This window comes from Olsenella profusa (assembly GCF_016900315.1).
Classification (GTDB): domain Bacteria; phylum Actinomycetota; class Coriobacteriia; order Coriobacteriales; family Atopobiaceae; genus Thermophilibacter; species Thermophilibacter profusus_A.
Genome location: NZ_JACSNQ010000002.1, coordinates 104,578 through 122,763, shown reverse-complemented (window position 1 = coordinate 122,763; position 18,186 = coordinate 104,578). Strand labels below are relative to the sequence as shown.

The 18,186-nt window shown below is 69.4% G+C and carries 19 protein-coding genes and 1 tRNA gene; 19 read left to right on the top strand and 1 reads right to left on the bottom strand.

Translation table 11 applies throughout. The annotated features are described in order from the left end of the window. Positions 1–13: 13 nt before the first annotated feature. The 15 genes from rsgA (at position 14) to H9X80_RS01685 (ending at position 13,719) form a co-directional block, all read left to right on the top strand. Positions 14–1,135: a ribosome small subunit-dependent GTPase A gene (rsgA, locus tag H9X80_RS01755; RefSeq protein WP_204792638.1), complete on the top strand. Its 1,122-nt coding sequence runs from the start codon at positions 14–16 to the stop codon at positions 1,133–1,135. Positions 1,136–1,383: 248 nt separating this feature from the next. Further along, positions 1,384–2,208, top strand: coding sequence for an SAF domain-containing protein (locus H9X80_RS01750; RefSeq protein ID WP_204792637.1), 825 nt, complete (start codon positions 1,384–1,386; stop codon positions 2,206–2,208). 509 nt (positions 2,209–2,717) lie between these two features. Next, complete coding sequence (locus H9X80_RS09330) at positions 2,718–3,563, top strand: P-loop NTPase (protein WP_204792636.1); 846 nt, start codon at positions 2,718–2,720, stop codon at positions 3,561–3,563. A 2-nt stretch (positions 3,564–3,565) separates the two neighbouring features. Continuing rightward, complete coding sequence (locus tag H9X80_RS01740) at positions 3,566–4,891, top strand: CpaF family protein (protein ID WP_204792635.1); 1,326 nt, start codon at positions 3,566–3,568, stop codon at positions 4,889–4,891. After that, on the top strand, positions 4,870–5,811 hold the full coding sequence (locus tag H9X80_RS01735) for a type II secretion system F family protein (RefSeq protein WP_239471439.1): 942 nt from the start codon (positions 4,870–4,872) through the stop codon (positions 5,809–5,811). Before H9X80_RS01740 ends, H9X80_RS01735 begins: the two co-directional genes overlap by 22 nt. Further along, complete coding sequence (locus tag H9X80_RS01730; protein WP_204792634.1) at positions 5,811–6,449, top strand: type II secretion system F family protein; 639 nt, start codon at positions 5,811–5,813, stop codon at positions 6,447–6,449. Before H9X80_RS01735 ends, H9X80_RS01730 begins: the two co-directional genes overlap by 1 nt. Before the next feature lie 26 nt (positions 6,450–6,475). Next, complete coding sequence (locus H9X80_RS01725) at positions 6,476–6,676, top strand: hypothetical protein (protein ID WP_204792633.1); 201 nt, start codon at positions 6,476–6,478, stop codon at positions 6,674–6,676. Between the two features lie 10 nt (positions 6,677–6,686). Continuing rightward, positions 6,687–7,136 (top strand): hypothetical protein, encoded by a 450-nt coding sequence (locus H9X80_RS01720; RefSeq protein ID WP_204792632.1) that lies wholly within the window; start codon positions 6,687–6,689, stop codon positions 7,134–7,136. Positions 7,137–7,385: 249 nt separating this feature from the next. Then, positions 7,386–7,829, top strand: coding sequence for a pilus assembly protein (locus H9X80_RS01715; protein WP_239471438.1), 444 nt, complete (start codon positions 7,386–7,388; stop codon positions 7,827–7,829). A gap of 34 nt (positions 7,830–7,863) precedes the next feature. After that, a complete protein-coding gene (locus tag H9X80_RS01710; protein ID WP_204792630.1) occupies positions 7,864–9,903 on the top strand; it encodes a hypothetical protein in 2,040 nt (679 codons plus the stop codon). Between the two features lie 83 nt (positions 9,904–9,986). Further along, positions 9,987–10,418: a hypothetical protein gene (locus H9X80_RS01705; RefSeq protein WP_204792629.1), complete on the top strand. Its 432-nt coding sequence runs from the start codon at positions 9,987–9,989 to the stop codon at positions 10,416–10,418. A gap of 13 nt (positions 10,419–10,431) precedes the next feature. After that, the gene (locus H9X80_RS01700; protein ID WP_204792628.1) at positions 10,432–10,782 is read left to right on the top strand and encodes a DUF192 domain-containing protein; all 351 of its coding nucleotides are present in this window, start codon (positions 10,432–10,434) and stop codon (positions 10,780–10,782) included. Positions 10,783–10,883: 101 nt separating this feature from the next. Then, entirely contained in the window at positions 10,884–11,408 is a 525-nt protein-coding gene (locus H9X80_RS01695) for an FHA domain-containing protein (protein WP_204792627.1), read from the top strand. 142 nt (positions 11,409–11,550) lie between these two features. Then, positions 11,551–13,524, top strand: coding sequence for a DUF2207 domain-containing protein (locus tag H9X80_RS01690; RefSeq protein WP_204792626.1), 1,974 nt, complete (start codon positions 11,551–11,553; stop codon positions 13,522–13,524). 119 nt (positions 13,525–13,643) lie between these two features. Next, positions 13,644–13,719 (top strand) — tRNA-Phe (locus H9X80_RS01685). Between the two features lie 112 nt (positions 13,720–13,831). Here the strand turns inward: H9X80_RS01685 and H9X80_RS01680 are convergent. Beyond that, on the bottom strand, positions 13,832–14,170 hold the full coding sequence (locus H9X80_RS01680; RefSeq protein ID WP_204792625.1) for an acylphosphatase: 339 nt from the start codon (positions 14,168–14,170) through the stop codon (positions 13,832–13,834). Between the two features lie 187 nt (positions 14,171–14,357). Here H9X80_RS01680 and H9X80_RS01675 point away from each other — a divergent pair, with 187 nt between their 5' ends. The 4 genes from H9X80_RS01675 (at position 14,358) to H9X80_RS01660 (ending at position 18,179) form a co-directional block, all read left to right on the top strand. Continuing rightward, the gene (locus tag H9X80_RS01675; protein ID WP_204792624.1) at positions 14,358–16,373 is read left to right on the top strand and encodes a subtype A tannase; all 2,016 of its coding nucleotides are present in this window, start codon (positions 14,358–14,360) and stop codon (positions 16,371–16,373) included. 10 nt (positions 16,374–16,383) lie between these two features. Further along, a complete protein-coding gene (locus H9X80_RS01670) occupies positions 16,384–17,058 on the top strand; it encodes a peptidylprolyl isomerase (protein WP_204792623.1) in 675 nt (224 codons plus the stop codon). Positions 17,059–17,196: 138 nt separating this feature from the next. After that, positions 17,197–17,694: a CarD family transcriptional regulator gene (locus H9X80_RS01665; protein WP_204792622.1), complete on the top strand. Its 498-nt coding sequence runs from the start codon at positions 17,197–17,199 to the stop codon at positions 17,692–17,694. A 182-nt stretch (positions 17,695–17,876) separates the two neighbouring features. Continuing rightward, complete coding sequence (locus tag H9X80_RS01660) at positions 17,877–18,179, top strand: ACT domain-containing protein (RefSeq protein WP_204792621.1); 303 nt, start codon at positions 17,877–17,879, stop codon at positions 18,177–18,179. Positions 18,180–18,186 lie beyond the last annotated feature (7 nt).

Below are 18,186 nucleotides of genomic sequence, written 5' to 3'. Positions count from 1 at the left end.
CGGAAAGGGGCCCGTGGCCAAGCGCTCCCCAAAGAGACGGCGCAGCAGCCGGCAGGAGGCGATCACGCTTCCCGCCGTGTCCTCCCTGCGTGACCTGCCCGCCTTCGACGACCTGCGGGCAGACGAGGCGCAGCGTGCGGCCTTCGAGGGGTTTCTCGCCACGTCGGAGAACGCCGCCGAGATGCGGCTGGGCTTCGTGGTGCGGCTTGACCGCGGGTTTCCGTTGGTGGTGACCGCCGGCGACGCGTTTCGCGCCGAGCATGCCGTCTCCTTTGCCAAGCAGGACGCCGAGAAGGACGAGGGGCTGCTGCCAGCCGTGGGGGACTGCGTGGCCGTCCGTCGCGCCCCCGGCCACGACATGGGCGTCATCGAGCGCGTGCTGCCGCGACGCACGGCCTTTGCGCGCTGGCGCGGCCGCAGCCGCGGGGAGCGCCAGGTGCTTGCGGCCAACGTGGACACCATCCTGGTGGTGCAGGCGCTCGGCGCCGGCGACGTGCTGCTTGACCGGGTGGCGCGCTCCCTGGTGCTGGCCAACGACTGCGGAATCGAGCCGGTGGTGGTGCTCACCAAGGCGGACCGCTGCTCGGACGTGGAGCTTGAGCGCGACCTCGGGCGCGTGCGGCGCCTCGTGGGGGACGGCGTCCGCGTGGTGGTGACGTCGTCAGCCGCGGGGGAGGGGATGGACGAGGTGCGCGCCTGCGTGCCGGAGCGGACGTGCGCGATGATCCTCGGCGAGTCGGGCGCGGGCAAGTCCACCCTGCTCAACGCCCTTCTCGGTCACGAGGCGCTCGCCACCGGCGCGGTTCGCGAGCGCGACGACCGCGGGCGGCACACCACCGTGGCGCGCGTGATGGTTGCCCTGCCCGGGGGCGGGACCATCGCCGACGCCCCGGGCCTGAGGAGCCTGCCGCTGGTGGGACACGAGAGGGGCCTGTCCAAGACCTTTCCGGAGATCGCCGAGGCGGCTGCGCAGTGTCGCTTCAGGGACTGCACGCACGAGCACGAGCCGGGCTGCGCGGTGCGCGCCCACCATGACGCCGGTGCCATCTCCGACGAGCGCCTCGCCTGCTACCTGGCCCTGGCGCGGGAGATGCGCGCAAGCGCCCGCTCGCTTGACCCCGATGTGTCACTTTGATAAAAATACAACTAAAATGACAACATGTTGTGAAGAAGAGATGTATGAGAAGATTTGATTATTTCGAATCTTCGAGAATCCTCACAAAGTGATGAGCTGCACTCTTCCACAAGCTTGGAAGGCTTGTGGAAACTATCTGTCAGATTCCTGACCCGCTTTCTCAGAATTACACGTTAATCACTTCTCGCCAAGAGGAAAATGCCCTCACCAAGCCTTTATTGGGAGGCTGGGAGAAGGGGGCGACCGCCATGACACGTCGATTCAGACTCATCCTGTCCGGGTCGTGCGCGGTGCTTGCGGCGCTGTCCTGCCTCCTATACGGCCAGAGCGTGCGAGAGGAGGCAGACCGCGCCCGCGCCGAGGCGCTCGAGCGCTACGGGGGCGAGGTGGTGAGCCTCGTCGTGGCGACGGAGGGCATCGAGGCGGGGGAGACCATCGACCGCAGCAACGTGGCCGAGCGGGACTGGCTGGCCGACCTAGCGCCGTCCGACGCCGTGACGGGCATCGACTCCGTACTGGGGACGAAGGTGAGCGTACCGGTCGCCGCCGGCGTGCCGCTTACCGCGCTCAACTTCCGTGACGTGGAGGACGCGGTGGAGGTGCCCGCGGACCGCGTGGCACTTTCCCTGCCGGTGACGGGCGACCTGGTGCTGCCACCGGGGCTTTCGGCCGGCGCCAAGCTTGCCGCCTACGAGGCCTCGGACGAGAGGGTCCGCCTGCTTGCCGACGACCTGCTGGTTCTTGCTACCCCGCAGACGGGAGAGGGAATCTACGCGAGCGGGTCGCTCACCGTGGCCGTGGCGCCTGAGGAGGTGGCCGCGGTGCTTGCTGCAAGCGGGGAGGGCAGCCTGCGTCTTGCCCTGCCGGGAGACGAGGCTCTCAGCCTGGACGAGACGGCTCCGGCAGCTCCGACGGAGGTCCCGCCGGAGGACGCGGTGGCGCCCGATGGTGACGAGGGCCCTGACGAGGCTGGCGGGCAGGGCGGCTGGACGGAGGGGGACGCGGCCGCCCCCGAGGCTGCCACGTCAGAGGACGTGCCTGCCGCGGATGACGAGGAGGGGCCGGACGAATGAGCAGATGGGTAACGTTTTGTGCCGAGAAGGACCTCGGGGCGGTGAGGTCCGTGGTCGGCTCTCTGGACGCGGTTGGGACGCTCGATGCGGTCACGGGTGCCAACGAGCTGAGGGCCGTTGTCGCAGCGACGCGCCCGGGCGAGGTCGGGGCGGTCGTCGGTTCCGTTGCGGAGGGCGTGTCCGACATCAATCTCGCCGCCGCACTCGTCAATGACGGTAACGCCCGTTGTGTGGTTCTCGTCTGTCGCAAGGCCTCCGGTTCGTTGAGATCGCGCGCGAGGAGGGCCGGAATCGACCTTGTGGTGGACCTGGAGGATGTCGGGAGGGGCGTTGGCAAGCATGCCGAGGAGAGGACGCCGTCTCCGCCCGGCGATGGGGGTCGCTTGGCAGGAGGGGCCTCTCCGGCGTCCCGGGGGCCGGGGCTGACGGAAGGTCCTCTCGTTGGCGCGGCGCAGCCCGCGGCCGTCGGCTCGGACGGGCGGGGCGCCGCCCCGCCCGAACCCGCCTGCGTGGCAGAGGGTGACGACCACGCCCCGGTGCTGGTCCTCTCCTCAGGTCGTGGCGGGACGGGAAAGACGACGCTTGCCGCGTGCCTTGCCGCGACGGCGGCGCGGTGGGGCCTGCGAGTCTGCCTGGTCGACCTCGACCTCTCTTTCGGGAACGCATACGCGGCGTTCGGACTCTCGGGAACGCCTGACCTTGCCCTGCTCGCCCGAGCCAAGCAGGGTGCGGTGCCCGGGCTTCTCGGCAGGCTGTGCGTTGCGGCCGCGCCGGGCGTGAGCCTGTGCGGCCCCTGCGCCAGGCCCGAGACGGCCGAGCTCGCGGCACCTCGTGCGGGGGAGCTCATAGCGTGCGCCTCGCGCGAGACCGATCTCGTGGTGGTGGACACCTCCACCACCTACACGGATGCGGTTGCCCAGGCAGCGCAGGTGGCGGATCGTCTCATTCTCGTGGGGGACGGGCGCTCGGACTCCGTTGCCTCGCTTGCGCGCCTGAGTGGACTTGCCGTGCGACTTGGCGTGGCGCGCACGAGGATCGCCCGGCTGGAAAACCACGTTGACCCGCGGGATCGCGTGAACTTCGCATTGGCGAGGGCGGAGGTGGGGCTTGAGGCGGCACGGGTCTACCGCGTGAGCGAGGGTGGCGGTGAGGTGAGGGACCTTGTCGCCGCGGGACGGGTGCTGGAGCTTGTGGAGCCCGGCTACCCCTTTGCGGATTCAGTGGCCACGACGCTTGCGCAGCTTCTGGCCGAGCTTGGGAGGATTCCGGAGCATGACGAGGCCCAGCGGGCGCTCAAGGATGCGGGTGCGCGTCGACATCGGGGGATTTTTGGGCTGAGACGGGAGGCGAGGTAGTCATGTCGGTGCTCGAGCGGGTGAGGGAGGTCGAGGCCGCACACGGGCCTGCCGTGCGAACGGACGTCGCCGACCCTCGCGCGGCACGCGAGGGGCTCAAGGCTTCGCTCGTGGAGCGTCTTGGGCTCGCGACCATCGCGGGCATGCTCCAGGACGAGGACGTGCCCCAGGCTCGCGCAGAGCTGCGCGTGGTGCTTGAGGCGATTCTCAACACGCGGGGGGACGGTGCTCCGGTGGGCGAGGAGCGGGAGACCCTGCTGCGGCAGGTCACGGACGAAGTCTGTGGCTTGGGTCCCATTCAGCCGCTGCTTGAGGACGACCAGATAACCGAGGTGATGATCAACGGCTGTGGCGCGCTCTTCTACGAGCGCAAGGGCGAGATCCACCCCGCCGACGCGGTCTTTGACTCCCCCGAGCAGATCATGATCGTGATGGACCGCATCCTTGCGCCGCTCGGGCGGCGCCTGGACCGCTCGAGCCCCATCGTGAGCGCGCGCCTGCCCAACGGGGACCGCGTGAACGCGGTGGCGGCGCCCATAGCCATTGACGGGCCTGCGGTGACCATTCGCAAGTTCTCCGACCGCATCCGCACGCTCGGGAAGCTCGTGGAGCTGGGATCGCTTCCGGGATGGTATGCCACGCTGCTCTCCTGGGCCGTGCGTGCGCGTCGCTCCATTGCTGTGGCGGGTGGCACGGGGTCAGGGAAGACCACGCTCCTCAACGCCCTCTCCTGCGAGATTCCCCTCGGCGAGCGCATCGTGACCATCGAGGACTCTGCCGAGCTGCGCTTTGACGCACATCCCGACGTGGTGCGTCTGGAGGCGCGAGACAGCTCCATCGAGGGGTCGGGCGAGGTGACGATTCGCGACCTCGTGAAGAACGCGCTGCGCATGAGGCCGGACCGCATCGTGGTGGGCGAGGTGCGCGGAGGGGAGGCCATAGATATGCTCAACGCCCTGAGCACCGGTCATGACGGATCGCTGACCACGCTCCATGCCGGTAGCGCGGAGGAGGCGGTCATGAGGCTCGTGCTGATGGCGCGCTTTGGGATGGATCTCCCCACCGACCTCATAGAGGGGCAGATAGCCCTGGCCATAGACCTCATCGTGGTGATGCGCCGTCTTGCGGACGGCTCTCGGTTCGTGACGTCGCTGACCGAGGTCTCGCGTGGGCGGGACGGTGGCGTGCTGCTGGAGGAGTGCGTCGACTTTGACGCCGCCACGCGCTCGTGGAGGCTTGTGCGCGAGCCGCGGCTTGTTGCCGCTGCCGTGGAGGCGGGCGTGCTTGGTGCAGGGGAGGTGGACGCATGGCGCTCATGCTGCTCATAGGGGCCGCCGCTTCGGCGGGAGCCTCGGTGTTCGTGCTGGCCGGCATCGGCGTTCCCGGGCCCGCGGCCTCCATGTCTAGCCATGTTGGGAGACTTGTGCGGCGAGTCGTCAGGGGGAGCGTGCTCCTGGGGAGGCTGCGTTCGGTGGCGTGGGTCTCCGGGCACGCGCCCGTTCGGGAGCTTGCCGACGAGCTTGCCCACTCCCTTGCTCCATATGGGATCGCGCTGGACACGCGCCCAGCCGTCGCGGTGCTCCTCTGCTGCCTGGCTGCCATCACGCTTGGTGCGGGGGCGCTCTTCGCCTCGCCGGTTGCGGGCGTTGCCAGCGGGGCCGTTGTCGCGGGGTCTCTCCTCGGACGCGAGCTCGCACGCAGGCAGCGGAGGCGTCGCGAGGTCGCCGACGCGATGCCGGGGATCTACCGCACCCTCTCCGTGGCGCTGGGCTCGGGCCAGACGCTCGCCCAGGCGGTCGACTACGTGGGTTCGCACGAGCGCGGGCCTGCTGCCGGAGTGTTCGCTCGCATGTCCTTGCGCCTGCGCTGCGGCGTCTCGACAGAGGACGCCGTCGGCCTGCTAGCGCGTGAGCTCAAGACGCCGGGCGCGGGGCTTCTTGCCACGGCTCTCGTCATATCCCATCGTACGGGGAGCCCGCTTCGCGAGCTGCTCATGCGGTCGGCCGCCCTCGCCGAGCGCCAGGGCGAGTTCGAGCGGCTGCTGAGCGTCAAGACGGCACAGGTGAGGCTTTCGGTGAGGATCGTGTGCCTGCTGCCCGCAGTCATGATCGCGGTGCTCGCGCTCATATCGCCTGACTTCCAGGAGGGCCTGCTCACGCCGACGGGCCTGGGCTGCGTGGCACTTGCGGCCCTGCTTGACGGCGTGGCCCTACTGATCATTCGGCGCTTTCTGAGAGGGGTGCTCTGATGGATGCCTCGTCCCTCGCGTTGATCGGGGCGTCGTCCCTTGCGGCGGCTGGCACGGCCCTTGCGCTGGGTGGCCGTCCGCTGAGGCTGCGCTACCGAGGCATGTCTTCGCTATCTGGCGTGTACGAGCTCGTGACGCGCCTGCCCGTCGTACGGCGCGCGCGGCGACGGGAGGAGCTTGCGCGGCGGCGCGCGGCCTGTCTCGGTGAGCTGCCGGCGCTTCTCGACGTAGTCACGCTCGGGCTGTCGGCAGGCCTCTCCTTTGACGCGTCGCTGGAGCTCTACTGCGAGCGGTACCAGACCGAGCTCGCCCGCGCCTTTTCAGAGGCGATGCTCAGCTGGCGGATTGGGGTGCGCAGTCGTGAGTCGGCGCTCTGGCAGCTGGCTGACGAGCTGGGCGTCTCGGCGCTCAGACGCTTTGCCTCGGTGGTTGGGGAGGCGCTGGCCTTCGGTACGCCGCTTGCCGCGGCGCTCGAGCGCCAGGCCCGGGTGATCCGCAGCGAGCAGCGCTCTCAGGTGGAGGAGGAGATCGAGCGCGTGCCGGTGAAGATGCTCATTCCCCTCGGGACGCTCATCGTCCCGGCGATGTTTCTGGCGATTCTCGGCCCGCTGCTTGGGTCGGCAATGGTTTTTGGCTAGTGGGAGGCCAGGAGAAAGGAGCAGAGATGAGGGCTGTGGCGAGAAGGGCGGAGGGGCCGTGGACATGGGCGGGGAGGCTACTGTGCGACAGGGCCGGTCAGGGGACGACGGAGTACGCGATTCTCGTGGGCGTGCTCGTCGTCATAGCCATTGTGGCCATCCTGGCGTTTCGGGAGCGTGTCTCTGAGCTGTGGGATGCCATCGCGAACGGGATCAACTCGCTGTGAGGGGCGTGTCGTGAGGCGGCGGCCACTTCCCGTTGCCGCGGTGCTCGCGTGCTCGGTGGGCCTTGCGCTGCTCTTGGCCCTTGCGGTCATCGGTCTGGGGGCGAGTGGCACGGGCCCTCCCGCGGACACGTCGCCGCGTGCCGAGGCATCGCACGAGGAAGACACGGCGCTGACTGTGGGGGAGCTGGTCTCTTCGTCAGGCGTGCGCCGACGGGAGAGCGAGCTTGGCGTGACCGAGGAGGCCGCCCACGTGCTTGAGGAGCGCCGCGCTGCGGGCGACTGCGTGGTCACGTGGTCGGGATATCTGGATCTTGCAGGAAGGACCTGGGGATGCGTGCTGCAGGGAAGCGGTTGGGTCGAGCTCGCCGTCGTACGGGAGGGGCCCGGGGGAGACGGCAGCGAGGTCGTGACGCTTGTCATGGACGAGGAGGACGTCGAGGCGCGGGTTGGAGGCGACTGAGGCTTCGGGCGGTCCCGTTCGGGGCCCGTGGGGAGGTTGGCCAGTCGACCGTCGAGTACCTGCTGGTGCTCGGTGCGTTTCTCGCCGCCGTCCTGGCGCTCGGGGCCCTCTGGCATGCCGCACGTGACGGGGCACTCGTGGGACTGGCCACGCGGGCCGCCTCGCATGGCCTCGGGCAGGGGAGCGTCCCTTTGCTCAAGGATGTTCTGGGGTTCTGAGATGAAGGCGATCGGGGGTAGGCGAGGACAGATGAGCGTTGAGGCGGCAGCCCTTCTGCCTGTTGCCCTCACGCTTGTCGCCCTTCTCGTTCAGCCGGCATGCGTGCTCTACACGAGGTCGGTGATGGACGCGGCCGCGGGCGAGCTCGTAAGGCTTGCCTCCACCTCACGCGGCTCTGACGAAGACCTGCGCGCCTATGCGCTGCGACGTCTTGCGGCAGTGCCGGAGGTATCGGTCTTTCACGTTGGGGGGTCTCAGGCGTGGGACGTGGTCGTGGAGGGTCCGGACGACGCGGGGCACGTCACGGCGACGATCGAGGGGCGCGTACGTCCCCTGCCCCTTCTGGGGTCCGTGGTCTATGCGCTCGGGCGGGCGGACGGACAGGACGTGGTGGTGCGCGCCGAGGCTGCTCTCGACGTGCGAGCGAGCTGGGTTGGAGGGAGCTATGAGGACTGGGTCAGCATCTGGGGCTGAGCGCGGCGGCAGGAGGCGCCGCCTACGCGTCCCCGTGCGTCGTCGTGGGGGCGCGGCCTGCGGGCTGAGCGCCTTCCGGGACGATGAGGGGGGCTTCACCACGGTGGCGGTTGCCATCTCGCTGCTGCTGAGCCTGACGCTTGTGTTTTCCGCGGCGTCCGCGGGATGGGTCGCGGCGCGCTCGTCCGAGGTTCAGCGCGTGGCTGACGCCACGGCTCTGGCGGGGCAGAACGTCGTGGCGTCCTTCTCGACGATCGTCCAGGTTCTCGATGCCTGCCTGCTCAGCATGGGGCTCACGGGCATCGTGACCTACGGCGCGGGGCTCGTGGTCTCGTGCGTGCCAGGGCTTGGCGCGACGGGTGCGGAGCTGTGCGCGACGGGCGGTCGGGTCCTCGAGGCCCGCCGCAGCTTCGCCCGGTCCGCAGCGACCGGCGTGCAGAGGCTCGAGGCGACGCTCCCCCTGATCATGGTGGCGAACTCCGCCTCCTGCGTGGCTGCCAACTCGTCCGAGGGAACGCCGTACACGGGCTGCGCGCTGCCGTTTCCGGCCACGTCGGCGTCGGACTTCTCGGCGTTGACGTCGGAGGTGGACGACGGGGCGCTCTCCGAGGTCTCAGGGGAGCTCCGGGAGGCCTCCGAGGAGGCTCGCCAGGCACGCGAACGTGCCGACGAGGCGCTCGAGCGCGGATGGGAGGCGGACTGCGGCGCCAGGCCCTACTGCCTGCGTGAGCGCGCCGCGTCCCTTGCGGGGCTCTCCGAATCTCAGAATCCGGACTACCCCGCTCCGGACGGTTGGACGTTCGGCGCGCCGCTCTCCCGGGCGCGAGCCTACTATGCCGCGCGTCTTGCTGCGGAACGGCCGCAGGGGGAGGGCGCCGAGGCCCTTACGGACTCCGCTTGCCGAAGGGCCTTCTACGACTACGCGCTTTCCGAGGTGCGGTCTGGTTCCTACAGGGAGCTCCCGGACGGAGCGGTGAGCATCGACCTGCCCCGGCTGCCCAGGAATGCCGACGAGACCCGGGCGACGCGACTCTACACGACGTCGGACTGGCCCTGCACCATCGAGGGCGGCGGTCGTACCCTGCACTGCTCCCTGGAGTGCCCGGGAGCCCTGGGTGCCGTGTCGGGCATGGCCTCCCTCGCCGAGGTGGAGTCCGGAGGCGTCCTCGAATGTCCCGTCTGCCAGATGAGCGTTACCGAGCTGGGTCGCGTGGCGTCCGCCTCGACCTCCATCAGCAACGGGTTCGAGCACCACTGGCGTGATGTCGTGGACGCCGCGGAGGACTACGAGGTGGCCCGATCCGAGCTCGCTGTCGCCGAGGCCCGCACGCGCGAGCTTGCCGAACAGGGGGCGGACTCGTTCGCGGAGGCGCTTGACCAGCTGTCCCTCACGCGCCCCACGCTCTGCCCGCCGGGCGCCTGGGGATGCGTTGCGGTCGTGGCCCGCGCCGAGGGCGAGTCCGTCCCAACGGAGCTGACGGGCTCGTTTCTCTCCTCGGCGGAACTGCCTGCGGGCGCCGCGGCGTCGGCGGCGGTTCTTGCCCCCGACGAGTCCACGGAGGAGAACAACGTGCTCTCGAGCTTCTTTGACGCGCTCGGCACGGGAGACTCCGTGCTCGGAGGCATGGCTGATGGCGTGCTTGAGCTCTGGGGCGACCTGCTCATGGGCTATGGCTCTGCGTATGGCGACGTCTCCGACGTCGCGGGTAGGTTTCTTGACGGTCTGGACGGCGTTCTCGGGGGCAGCGTGGGGTCGTGGCTGCGCGGGCGCCTCAAGGCGATCATGGAGGACGCCGGTCTTGCGCCGGTTGACCTGCGCCTGAGGAAGCCGGTGCTGACCAACACGCAGGACGTGCTGGACAGGGGAGGGTTCGAGCAGGCCTCGGTGGTGCGCGAACTGGTGGCGCTCCTCCCGGACTCCCCCTCTGCACATGACTTTGCCACGGCGGCGGGCCTGCGCCTCGTTGACGAGGTCGGCGATGCCAGGTTTACGGTCGCCGAGCTCCCCCTTCCGGGGACGGGCGTCTCGATTCCGCTGACCGTGGACCTCGCGAGGCTTGGTGAGGCGGCATGAGCGACGTGGCGAGAAGGACGTGCGGACGTCCGGCCCTCGTGCCTTTTCCGCTGGCGTCTCTGGCCCGGGGGTACGGCGGGCAGATGACCGTTGAGCTCGCAGTGCTCACGCCCGTGGTCATCGTGGTGGGGCTCGTGGTGCTCAACCTGATGTGGTTCGTGGACGCGTGCGCCGCCTTCGATCAGGCGGCCCTCGACGCCGTGGTGGCCCACGGCGTGGCGCCGGCCGGGGAGCAGAGCCAGCGGGGGGCGGTGGAGGGGGTGCGCACGGCGCTCTCCGAGGCTCTGGAGCGCGAGGGGTGCGAGGTCGAGGTGCGTGCCGAGCCGGTTGGCGAGGACGCGGGAGAGGCTGCGTTCGTGATCTCGCCGCTGCTCACGCGTTATGTCTGTACGCTCACCTATCGCCCATGGCCCCGCCTGGTCAGAATGCCGGGCGTCACGTACGAGGCCCCGCTCGCCCTGCGACACGAGCGCGCGCTCGTCGTGGACCGTTACCGGCCGGGCGTGGTGGTGTGAGATGCGCTGTCTGGTGAGGCTTGTCTCAGACGAGCACCCCGAGAGCCCCCTTCTGCTGAGGGTGCTCGGCAGCTGGGCGGAGCGCCTGAGGGGGTTGATCGGGACGGGGCCTGACGCCGAGGGGGTGCTGCTCGTGCGTTGTGCGTCCATCCACACGTTTGGGATGCGCTATCCCATCGACGTGGCCTTTGTGGGGGAGCGCGGCGAGGTCCTTAGAGTGTGTCGCTCACTCGGCCCGCGCGGGGGAGCCTCGTGCCATGGGGCTCGATGCGTGATTGAGCGACCCGCGTGCGAGGGAGCGTGGGTGGAGGAGGGGGAGCATCTGTGGGTGGCCTCCGTCACGGCCGAGGCGCTGGGGACGTGAGCCTGGTGGAGAGGCGTTGGCGTCCCCCACGTTCGAGAGGCCGATGACCCCGTGCGTGACGTGGCGTCGGCGGCAGAAGGTCTTGGAAAGGGGAGAAGGACATGAGCGATATCGAAGGGCACGGGGGCTCGTACCAGACGAAGGTCTGCCCTCGGTGCGGGGCGGAGCTCTACGCGGACATGGACGTCTGCTATGGCTGTCTGTATGACTTCTCGCGGGACGCGTCTCGTCGTGCGGTGCCGGAGCTTCCGCTGCCGGCGCAATCGCCGCATGGGGACACCGTCGACCTCTCTGCGGCCGCAGTGGTGGTCCCTCATGCCAGGGAGGTGGGGATGCTCGTGCGCACGTCGTCGGTCGACCTGTGGGTTCCCGTAGGGGAGGAGGGCGTCACCGTAGGCCGATCCCCGGAAAACGACGTGGTGCTTCACTCGCCGGCGGTCTCCCATCGGCATCTGCGCCTCGTCCCCACGCCCGACGGCATGGAGGTCTGCGACCTCGGCTCCACCAATCCGGCGCGGTATCGCGGAAGGGAGGTGCGTGAGCGCGTCGTCGCCACCTACGGGGACTCGCTTGACGTCTGCGGCTGCGTCCTCACCATGACCGGGCCCGCTCCCGCCCGCCCCTGACTCCGACGAGGCCTGCGGGCGGGTGAAGGAAGGGGCTCGGGGGCGGTGCCGCTGTCGCGATGGGGCGCGTCCGCGCCCTCTGCTATGCTTGCAGGCAGCTTTGACGTCCGTGCGTCCGCCGTCCCAGCCTCGGAGGCAGCTCATGAGTGCCAGACCGCCCTTCCGCCGACGTCCTCCGGCGCTTCTCGCAGCGCTGTTCGTTGCCGTCGCAGCCCTACTTGCCGTGCCGTCGCCCGCCCATGCGGACGACTATCAGATATCGGACGTGAGCATTGACGCCACGGTCACCTCGGATGGCACGCTGCAGGTGGTGGAGACGCGAACCTTCGACTTTGACGGCAGCTTCAACGGCGTCTACTGGCGCATTCCCACCGGCCACAACGAGAGCAACGGCCAGGACGTCGAGGTGACGCTGCTCTATGCGGGAGAGGGGGACCCCGACAGCCTCACGCCCTTCGAAGAGTCAGACTCCGGGCTTGACGGCACCTACGAGCTCTCCGGGCAGGGGGGCGACGTCGTACAGGTCAAGCTCTTTGCGCCCCACGAGGACCAGGCAGTCTCGTTCACGATCGCCTACGAGGCCACGGGCATCGTCACGCGCTGGCAGGACACCGGCGAGCTCTACTGGAAGTTCGTCTCGGACGGCTGGGACGTGGAGTCGCAGGACGTGACGTGCGTGCTGCACCTGCCGGTGCCCGCGGGGGAGTTCGTGACCCCGGGGGACAACGTGCGCGCCTGGGGCCACGGCCCGCTTGACTCCGCGGTGTCCTTTGACGGCAACGACGTCCGCTTTGTCGTGCCGGGCGTGGGCACCGACGAGTTCGCGGAGATGCGCGTGACCTTCCCGACGTCCTGGGTGGCCGGCCTGGAGGAGACGCCCGCCCCGCGCCTTGACGCGATCCTCTCCGAGGAGCGGCAGTGGGCCGACGAGGCCAACGCCGCCCGTGCCCGCGCCCGTGTGCTCTACTTCGGGGCCATTGTCGTGGCTGCCGCGTTTGCGGTGGGTGCCGTTGTCTATGCGCTGGTGTGTCGCGCACGCTACCGGCACGACTTCACCCCGCGCTTCTCGGACGCCTACTTCCGCGACGTGCCGACCGCCGACCACCCCGCCGTGCTCGGCGCGCTGGCAAACGGCGGCAGCGTCGAGTCCAAGGAGCTCACGGCCACGCTCATGCGCCTTACCGACGAGGGCTACGTCCGTCTGGACAAGGTGACCTCGCGCCACAAGGGCCTGCTCGGCGAGAAGACCGAGGAGGACTACCGCCTCACCAAGCTGCGCGACGTCCCCGACCCGTCCGACGAGGCGGGACCGGTTGTGCGCACCGGTCTCAAGATCGACCAGGCCGCCCTGCGCCTGCTCTTTGGCAGGGCCGCCGGCAAGAGGGACGAGGAGGGCGCGAGCCTATGCTTCTCGGAGCTCGAGGACTACGCCAAGCGGCACCCGCAGGCCTACTCGGATGCCTACGACGTCTGGAAGGGCGCGGTCGAGGGCGCCTGCCTGGAGCGGTTCGCGGGCTCGGGCGAGCGCGTGCGCGGAAAGCTCCTGATCCAGGTCCTGTGCGGGGCGGACGTGGTCGTGCTCGGCGCGGGTGCGCTCATCCTGGCCATCGCGGAGGCGCCCATCTACGTGATCGTCATCCTGGCCGGGATGCTTCTGGCGGTCTGTGCGCTCCTGGCATGGGTGGCGAGCTCCATGAAGGACCTCAACCGCGAGGCCGTCGAGGTGCGCGCGCAGCTGGACGCGCTTCGACGCTGGCTGCGTGAGTTCACGCGCCTGGAGGAGGCCGTGCCCGAGGACGTGGTGCTGTGGAACCGGCTGCTCGTGATGGCCGTGGTGCTCGGCGTGGCCGACGAGGTGGTCGAGCAGCTCAAGGTGGCGCTGCCGCAGATGCTCGAGGACCCCTGCCTCATGCCCACCTACGGCTGGTTCTACTGGTACGGCATGGGCTCGCGGCGTCCCGTGGACGCCTTCTCCGAGCGTGTGGACTCCGCCCACCACGTCTCCGCGGCGGCGCTCGCCGGGACCTCTGCGAGCTCGGTCGGCGGCGGGGGAGGCGGCTTCTCCGGCGGCGGTGGCGGCGGCTTTGGCGGTGGCGGCGGGGGAGGCGCCTTCTAGCCGCGTTGCCCCGCTGGCTTGCGTCCGCGTGCCGCCCCCGTCATGGGGCTCCACCCATCGCGTCAAAAAAAGTCTTTGACACGGCGGGTGAGTTTGATATAGTAATTCCCGCACCAAATGGCTGGGTAGCTCAGTTGGTAGAGCAGGGGACTGAAAATCCCCGTGTCAGGGGTTCGACTCCCTTCCCCGCCACCAGACTTGAAGGGGCCCGTCCGAGAGGACGGGCCTTTTTGCTTGGAGCTCGTTTGGGGCGCCCAAGAGGGGCCGGGGCGCTCTCGAGCGCGGGCGTGGACCCGGCCCGCCCCCTCTAGTACCGCACCTCGAAGCGCCGCTCCCCGGGGTCCACGGGAATGTCCTCGCGCTCGGCGATCACGTAGCTGATCGGGTGGTGCCGGTACTCCTCGAGCATCTGCGAGAAGTACGCGCCCACGTGGGACGGCTCGCCCTGTATCTCGGCGCTCACCGAGCCGTCAGGGTTGTTGCGCACCCAGCCGGTAAGCCCCAGCCGCTTGGCCACCATCGACGACGTCCAACGAAAGCCCACGCCCTGAACCTGCCCCACGAAGCGCAACTTGAGCCGCTTCGCGTCCTCGGGCGGCGTGCTTGCGCCGTCGTCTGCGTGTTCTTCTCGCCAGCGTTTGAACATGGCACCTCCGATGCCCTCTCGTCTGCGTGCCCGCCCGGGCCGGGCCGTGGCTGCCACAGGGTGCCCGCGCCGTGCGCCCGGGCCCCGCTGTCCAGAAATGATGGTCGCCCCGGCCGTCGCGGACGGCCCCGACCACCGTTGCGTACAATATTACCCGCGCCTTCACGTCCACGCACAAGGAGGAACGATGGGCTGCACAAGAAGAGAGTTTCTCGCGCTCGCGTCCATGGGGACGGTGGCCGGGCTCGCCGGCTGCACGCCGTCGCGCCCGACGCAGCAGGACCCCGCCGACGAGCCCGCCCCGCAGACGGACCCTTCGGTCGACCTCGCGGAGTTCGAGTCCCTGGCGCTGGACAGCTCGGCCTGGCGCTATGACGAGAAGAACGACGTCTACTATCAGCTCGGCCTGACCTACTGCAAGACGCCGGCCACCACCACCTACGAGTCGCTCGCGATCTTCGTGCCGGGCGCCTACTTCACCGCCGAGCAGAACGGCTCCACCTACTCCTGCACGGTCAACGAGAAGGCCGTGGTGGGCGGCTTCACCGCCGCCACCGCGCCGATCCTCATGCCCGTGAACACCGGCACCCTGGCCGCGCAGGCCAGCCCCACCGCCTACAGCTACGACGGCCTCGCGCCCTACATGCAGGCCGGCTGCGTCTATGTCTACGCGGGCTTCCGCGGGCGCTCGGCGGGCTACGACACCGCGTCCGGCACCGGCGAGCTCTTCCCGGGCGGCTCCCCCTGGCCCGTCGTGGACCTCAAGGCGGCCGTGCGCTACCTGCGCTACAACGCCTCGGCCCTCCCGTGCGACACGAGCCGCGTCTTCGTCTTTGGCTTTGCGGCGGGCGGCGGCCTGAGCGCGGTGCTCGGCGCCTCCGGTGACGCCGCGGCCTTCGAGCCCTACCTCTCCCAGATCGGCGCCGTCACGCACGACGCGGAGGGCGAGGCCGTCTCGGACGCCATCGAGGGCAGCGCCTCGTGGTGCCCGGTCACCTCCTTCGACATGGCCGACGCCGCCTACGAGTGGAGCCAGGGTCAGTACGCAGGCGACGGCACGCGCGCCGAGGGCACCTGGACGCGCCAGCTCTCCCAGGATCTCGCGGCCGCCTACGGCGCCTGGGTCAACGAGATGGACCTGCGCGGGGACGATGACTCCCAGCTCACGCTCGACGAGACCGAGGCCGGCGCCTACGCGATGGGCTCCTACGCCAACGCGCTTCTGGCCGGCGTGGACGACGCGGCAACCTACTTCGTGCAGAACACCACCTTCCCGTACACCTACACGCCCCAGCACCTCGAGGATCCGACCTTCCCCGGCGACCCCAACCTCGCCGCCACGCGCGAGGCCGACGCCGCCAGCGCCGCCGCGACGCCGACCCAGGACGCGCCGGCGGACGGCACCGGCGAGACCGCGGTCGGCGAGACCGCGCCGGACGCCGACGCCGATGCCACCGCGGGTGCCGAGGGCGCGGGTGCCGCTGACCCCGACGCCCCCGCCGCCGAGGACGCCGCCAACGCGGCCGCCCCGGCGCTCACGGGCGTGGCCCAGGTCCAGTCCACCATCTACGACTCCCCGCAGAACTACTTCGCGGCGCTCAACGCGGACAACTGGTGGATCAACTACAACCACAGCGCGGGCAGCGTCTCGGTCTCCAGCGTGCGCGACCTCGTGCTCCACGTGCGCCCGGCCACGCTCGCCGTCTCCCCTTACGACCTGCCGGACCGCAGCTCCAAGACCAACCAGCTCTTTGGCATCGGCGAGGAGTCCACTCTGCACTTCGACGCCACGGTGGCGGGGCTCGTGGCCGCCAACCAGGATGCCTACGCGGCGCTCGAGGGCTGGGAGCCCGACTACGAGACCGCCTGGGAGGACGATCTCGAGAAGGTCGACACCCTCGAGACGAGCATGGCCGACCGCGTGGCCATGATGAACCCGCTCTTCTGGCTGAGCGGCCACTACGAGGGCTACGGCCAGGCCAGCGTGGCGCCGCACTGGCGCGTCAACGAGGGGCTCTTCGACACGGACACTTCGCTCTGCACGGCGGCCAACATCGTCTACGCGCTGCGCAAGTACGACGGCGTGACCGACGTCGCCCACACGCCCGTCTGGGGCCAGGGCCACGTGCTCGCCGAGCGCGCGGGCTCGCCCACGGCAAACCTGCTCGCGTGGGTCACGTCCTGCTGCACGGCGGCGGAGTAGGGAGGCGCGCATGAGGGACCTCACCCGGCGCGAGGCGCTCGCGCTGATGGCTCTTCTCGGCACCTCGGGGCTCGGTCTTGCCGGCTGCGACTCAGGCGCCGGCGAGAAGGACCAGGATGCCGCCGACGCCGCGCAGGACGGCCCGGACTCCGCCGAGCCCGACCTCTCCGGCGACCCCTACGCCACCGGCACCCACGACGTCACCATCGAGGTGGAGGGCTACGGCACGATTGAGGCCACGCTCAACGCCAACGTGGCGCCGATCACGGTCTCCAACTTCTGCCACCTGGCGGAGGAGGGCTTCTACGACGGCCTCACCTTCCACCGCGTGGTCCCCGGCTTCATGATCCAGGGCGGCGACCCGGAGGGCGACGGCACGGGCGGCTCGGGCACCACCATCAAGGGCGAGTTCTCCGCCAACGGCGTGGAGAACAACATCCCGCACGTCCGCGGCACCGTCTCCATGGCGCGCGCCCAGGACTATGACTCGGCGAGCTCGCAGTTCTTCATCATGCAGGAGAGCGCGCCCTCGCTGGACGGCCAGTACGCCGCCTTCGGCACGGTGACCTCCGGCATGGAGGTCGTCGACGCCATCTGCGAGCAGGTTCCTGTGGCGGACGAGGCAAGCGGCCTCGTCGACCCCGCTGACCAGCCGGTCATTGCGAGTATCACGGTCGCGGGCTAGGGGGCTGAGGTTCTTCTCGCCAGAGGTAAACTCATAAAAATACTGTGCCGGGTGTAAGGTTTCAATACCCTATCCGTAAACGGCAGAAAATCCTCCTTTTGCGTGCTATACTGGAAAAACGTGAAAGGAGCGTGGCCTATGTACGCCATTGGTGACTATCTCGTCCATCCAGGTCAGGGGGTCTGTCGGGTTGAGGATGTGACGAGCGGCCCCCAGGCGGTCTACCAGCTCCTTCCCGTCGGCAAGCGCCACCCGATCTACATCAGCTTCCCCGTGGCCAACGAGGGGCGCCTGCGCCCCGTGCTCTCCCGTGACGAGGCGGAGCAGATCATCGACCAGTACCCCACCATCGAGATCGAGCAGTTCCACGCGCGCAACAACTCCCTTGAGGAGGAGCACTACAAGAACGAGATCCGCGAGGGGAGCTGCCTGGACTCCGTGCGCATCGTGAAGACCTTCCGCGCGCGCATCGCCGACCTCTCCGCCCGCAACAAGAAGCCACCCGTGGCCTACGAGCGCATCCTCAAGCAGGCCCGCGAGCGCTCCTGCTCCGAGCTCGCCGTGGCCCTGGGCTGCACCCCCGAGGACGTGGCCGTCCTCTTCCAGCAGCGCATGGGCGAGGACAGCGAGAACTAGCGCGACCTTCGCCAAGAAGGGCCCGTGCTCTGGGCGAGAAGAGCTTGCGAGTTGTGTCCCCGTGCTCTTCTCGCCGGCCGGGCGTTACAGCTTTGGCTCGATTGCGTGTGCGCGGCGTGATGGCGGGGAAGGGGCCTGTACAATAGCTCCTCACCCATCAGGTGCGACGTGAGGAGGGGCCTATGGCCACCAACGAGCAGACGACCGAATCCGCCCAGGGCAGCCGCGCCGTCATCACCGTGCTGGGAAGCGACCGCCCGGGCATTGTCGCCGCCGTGGCGGGCGCGCTCAGCGAGCGCGAGGCCAACATCCTGGACATCTCGCAGACCATCCTGCAGGGCATCTTCACGATGACCATGCTCGTGGACCTTGCCAGCGCCGACTTCTCGGAGCTCAAGGACGCCCTGGACGGCCTCTCGGAGAGCCTCGGCGTGCAAATCATGATGCAGCGCGAGGAGGTCTTCAAGTACATGTATCGCCTCTAAGGGGCGT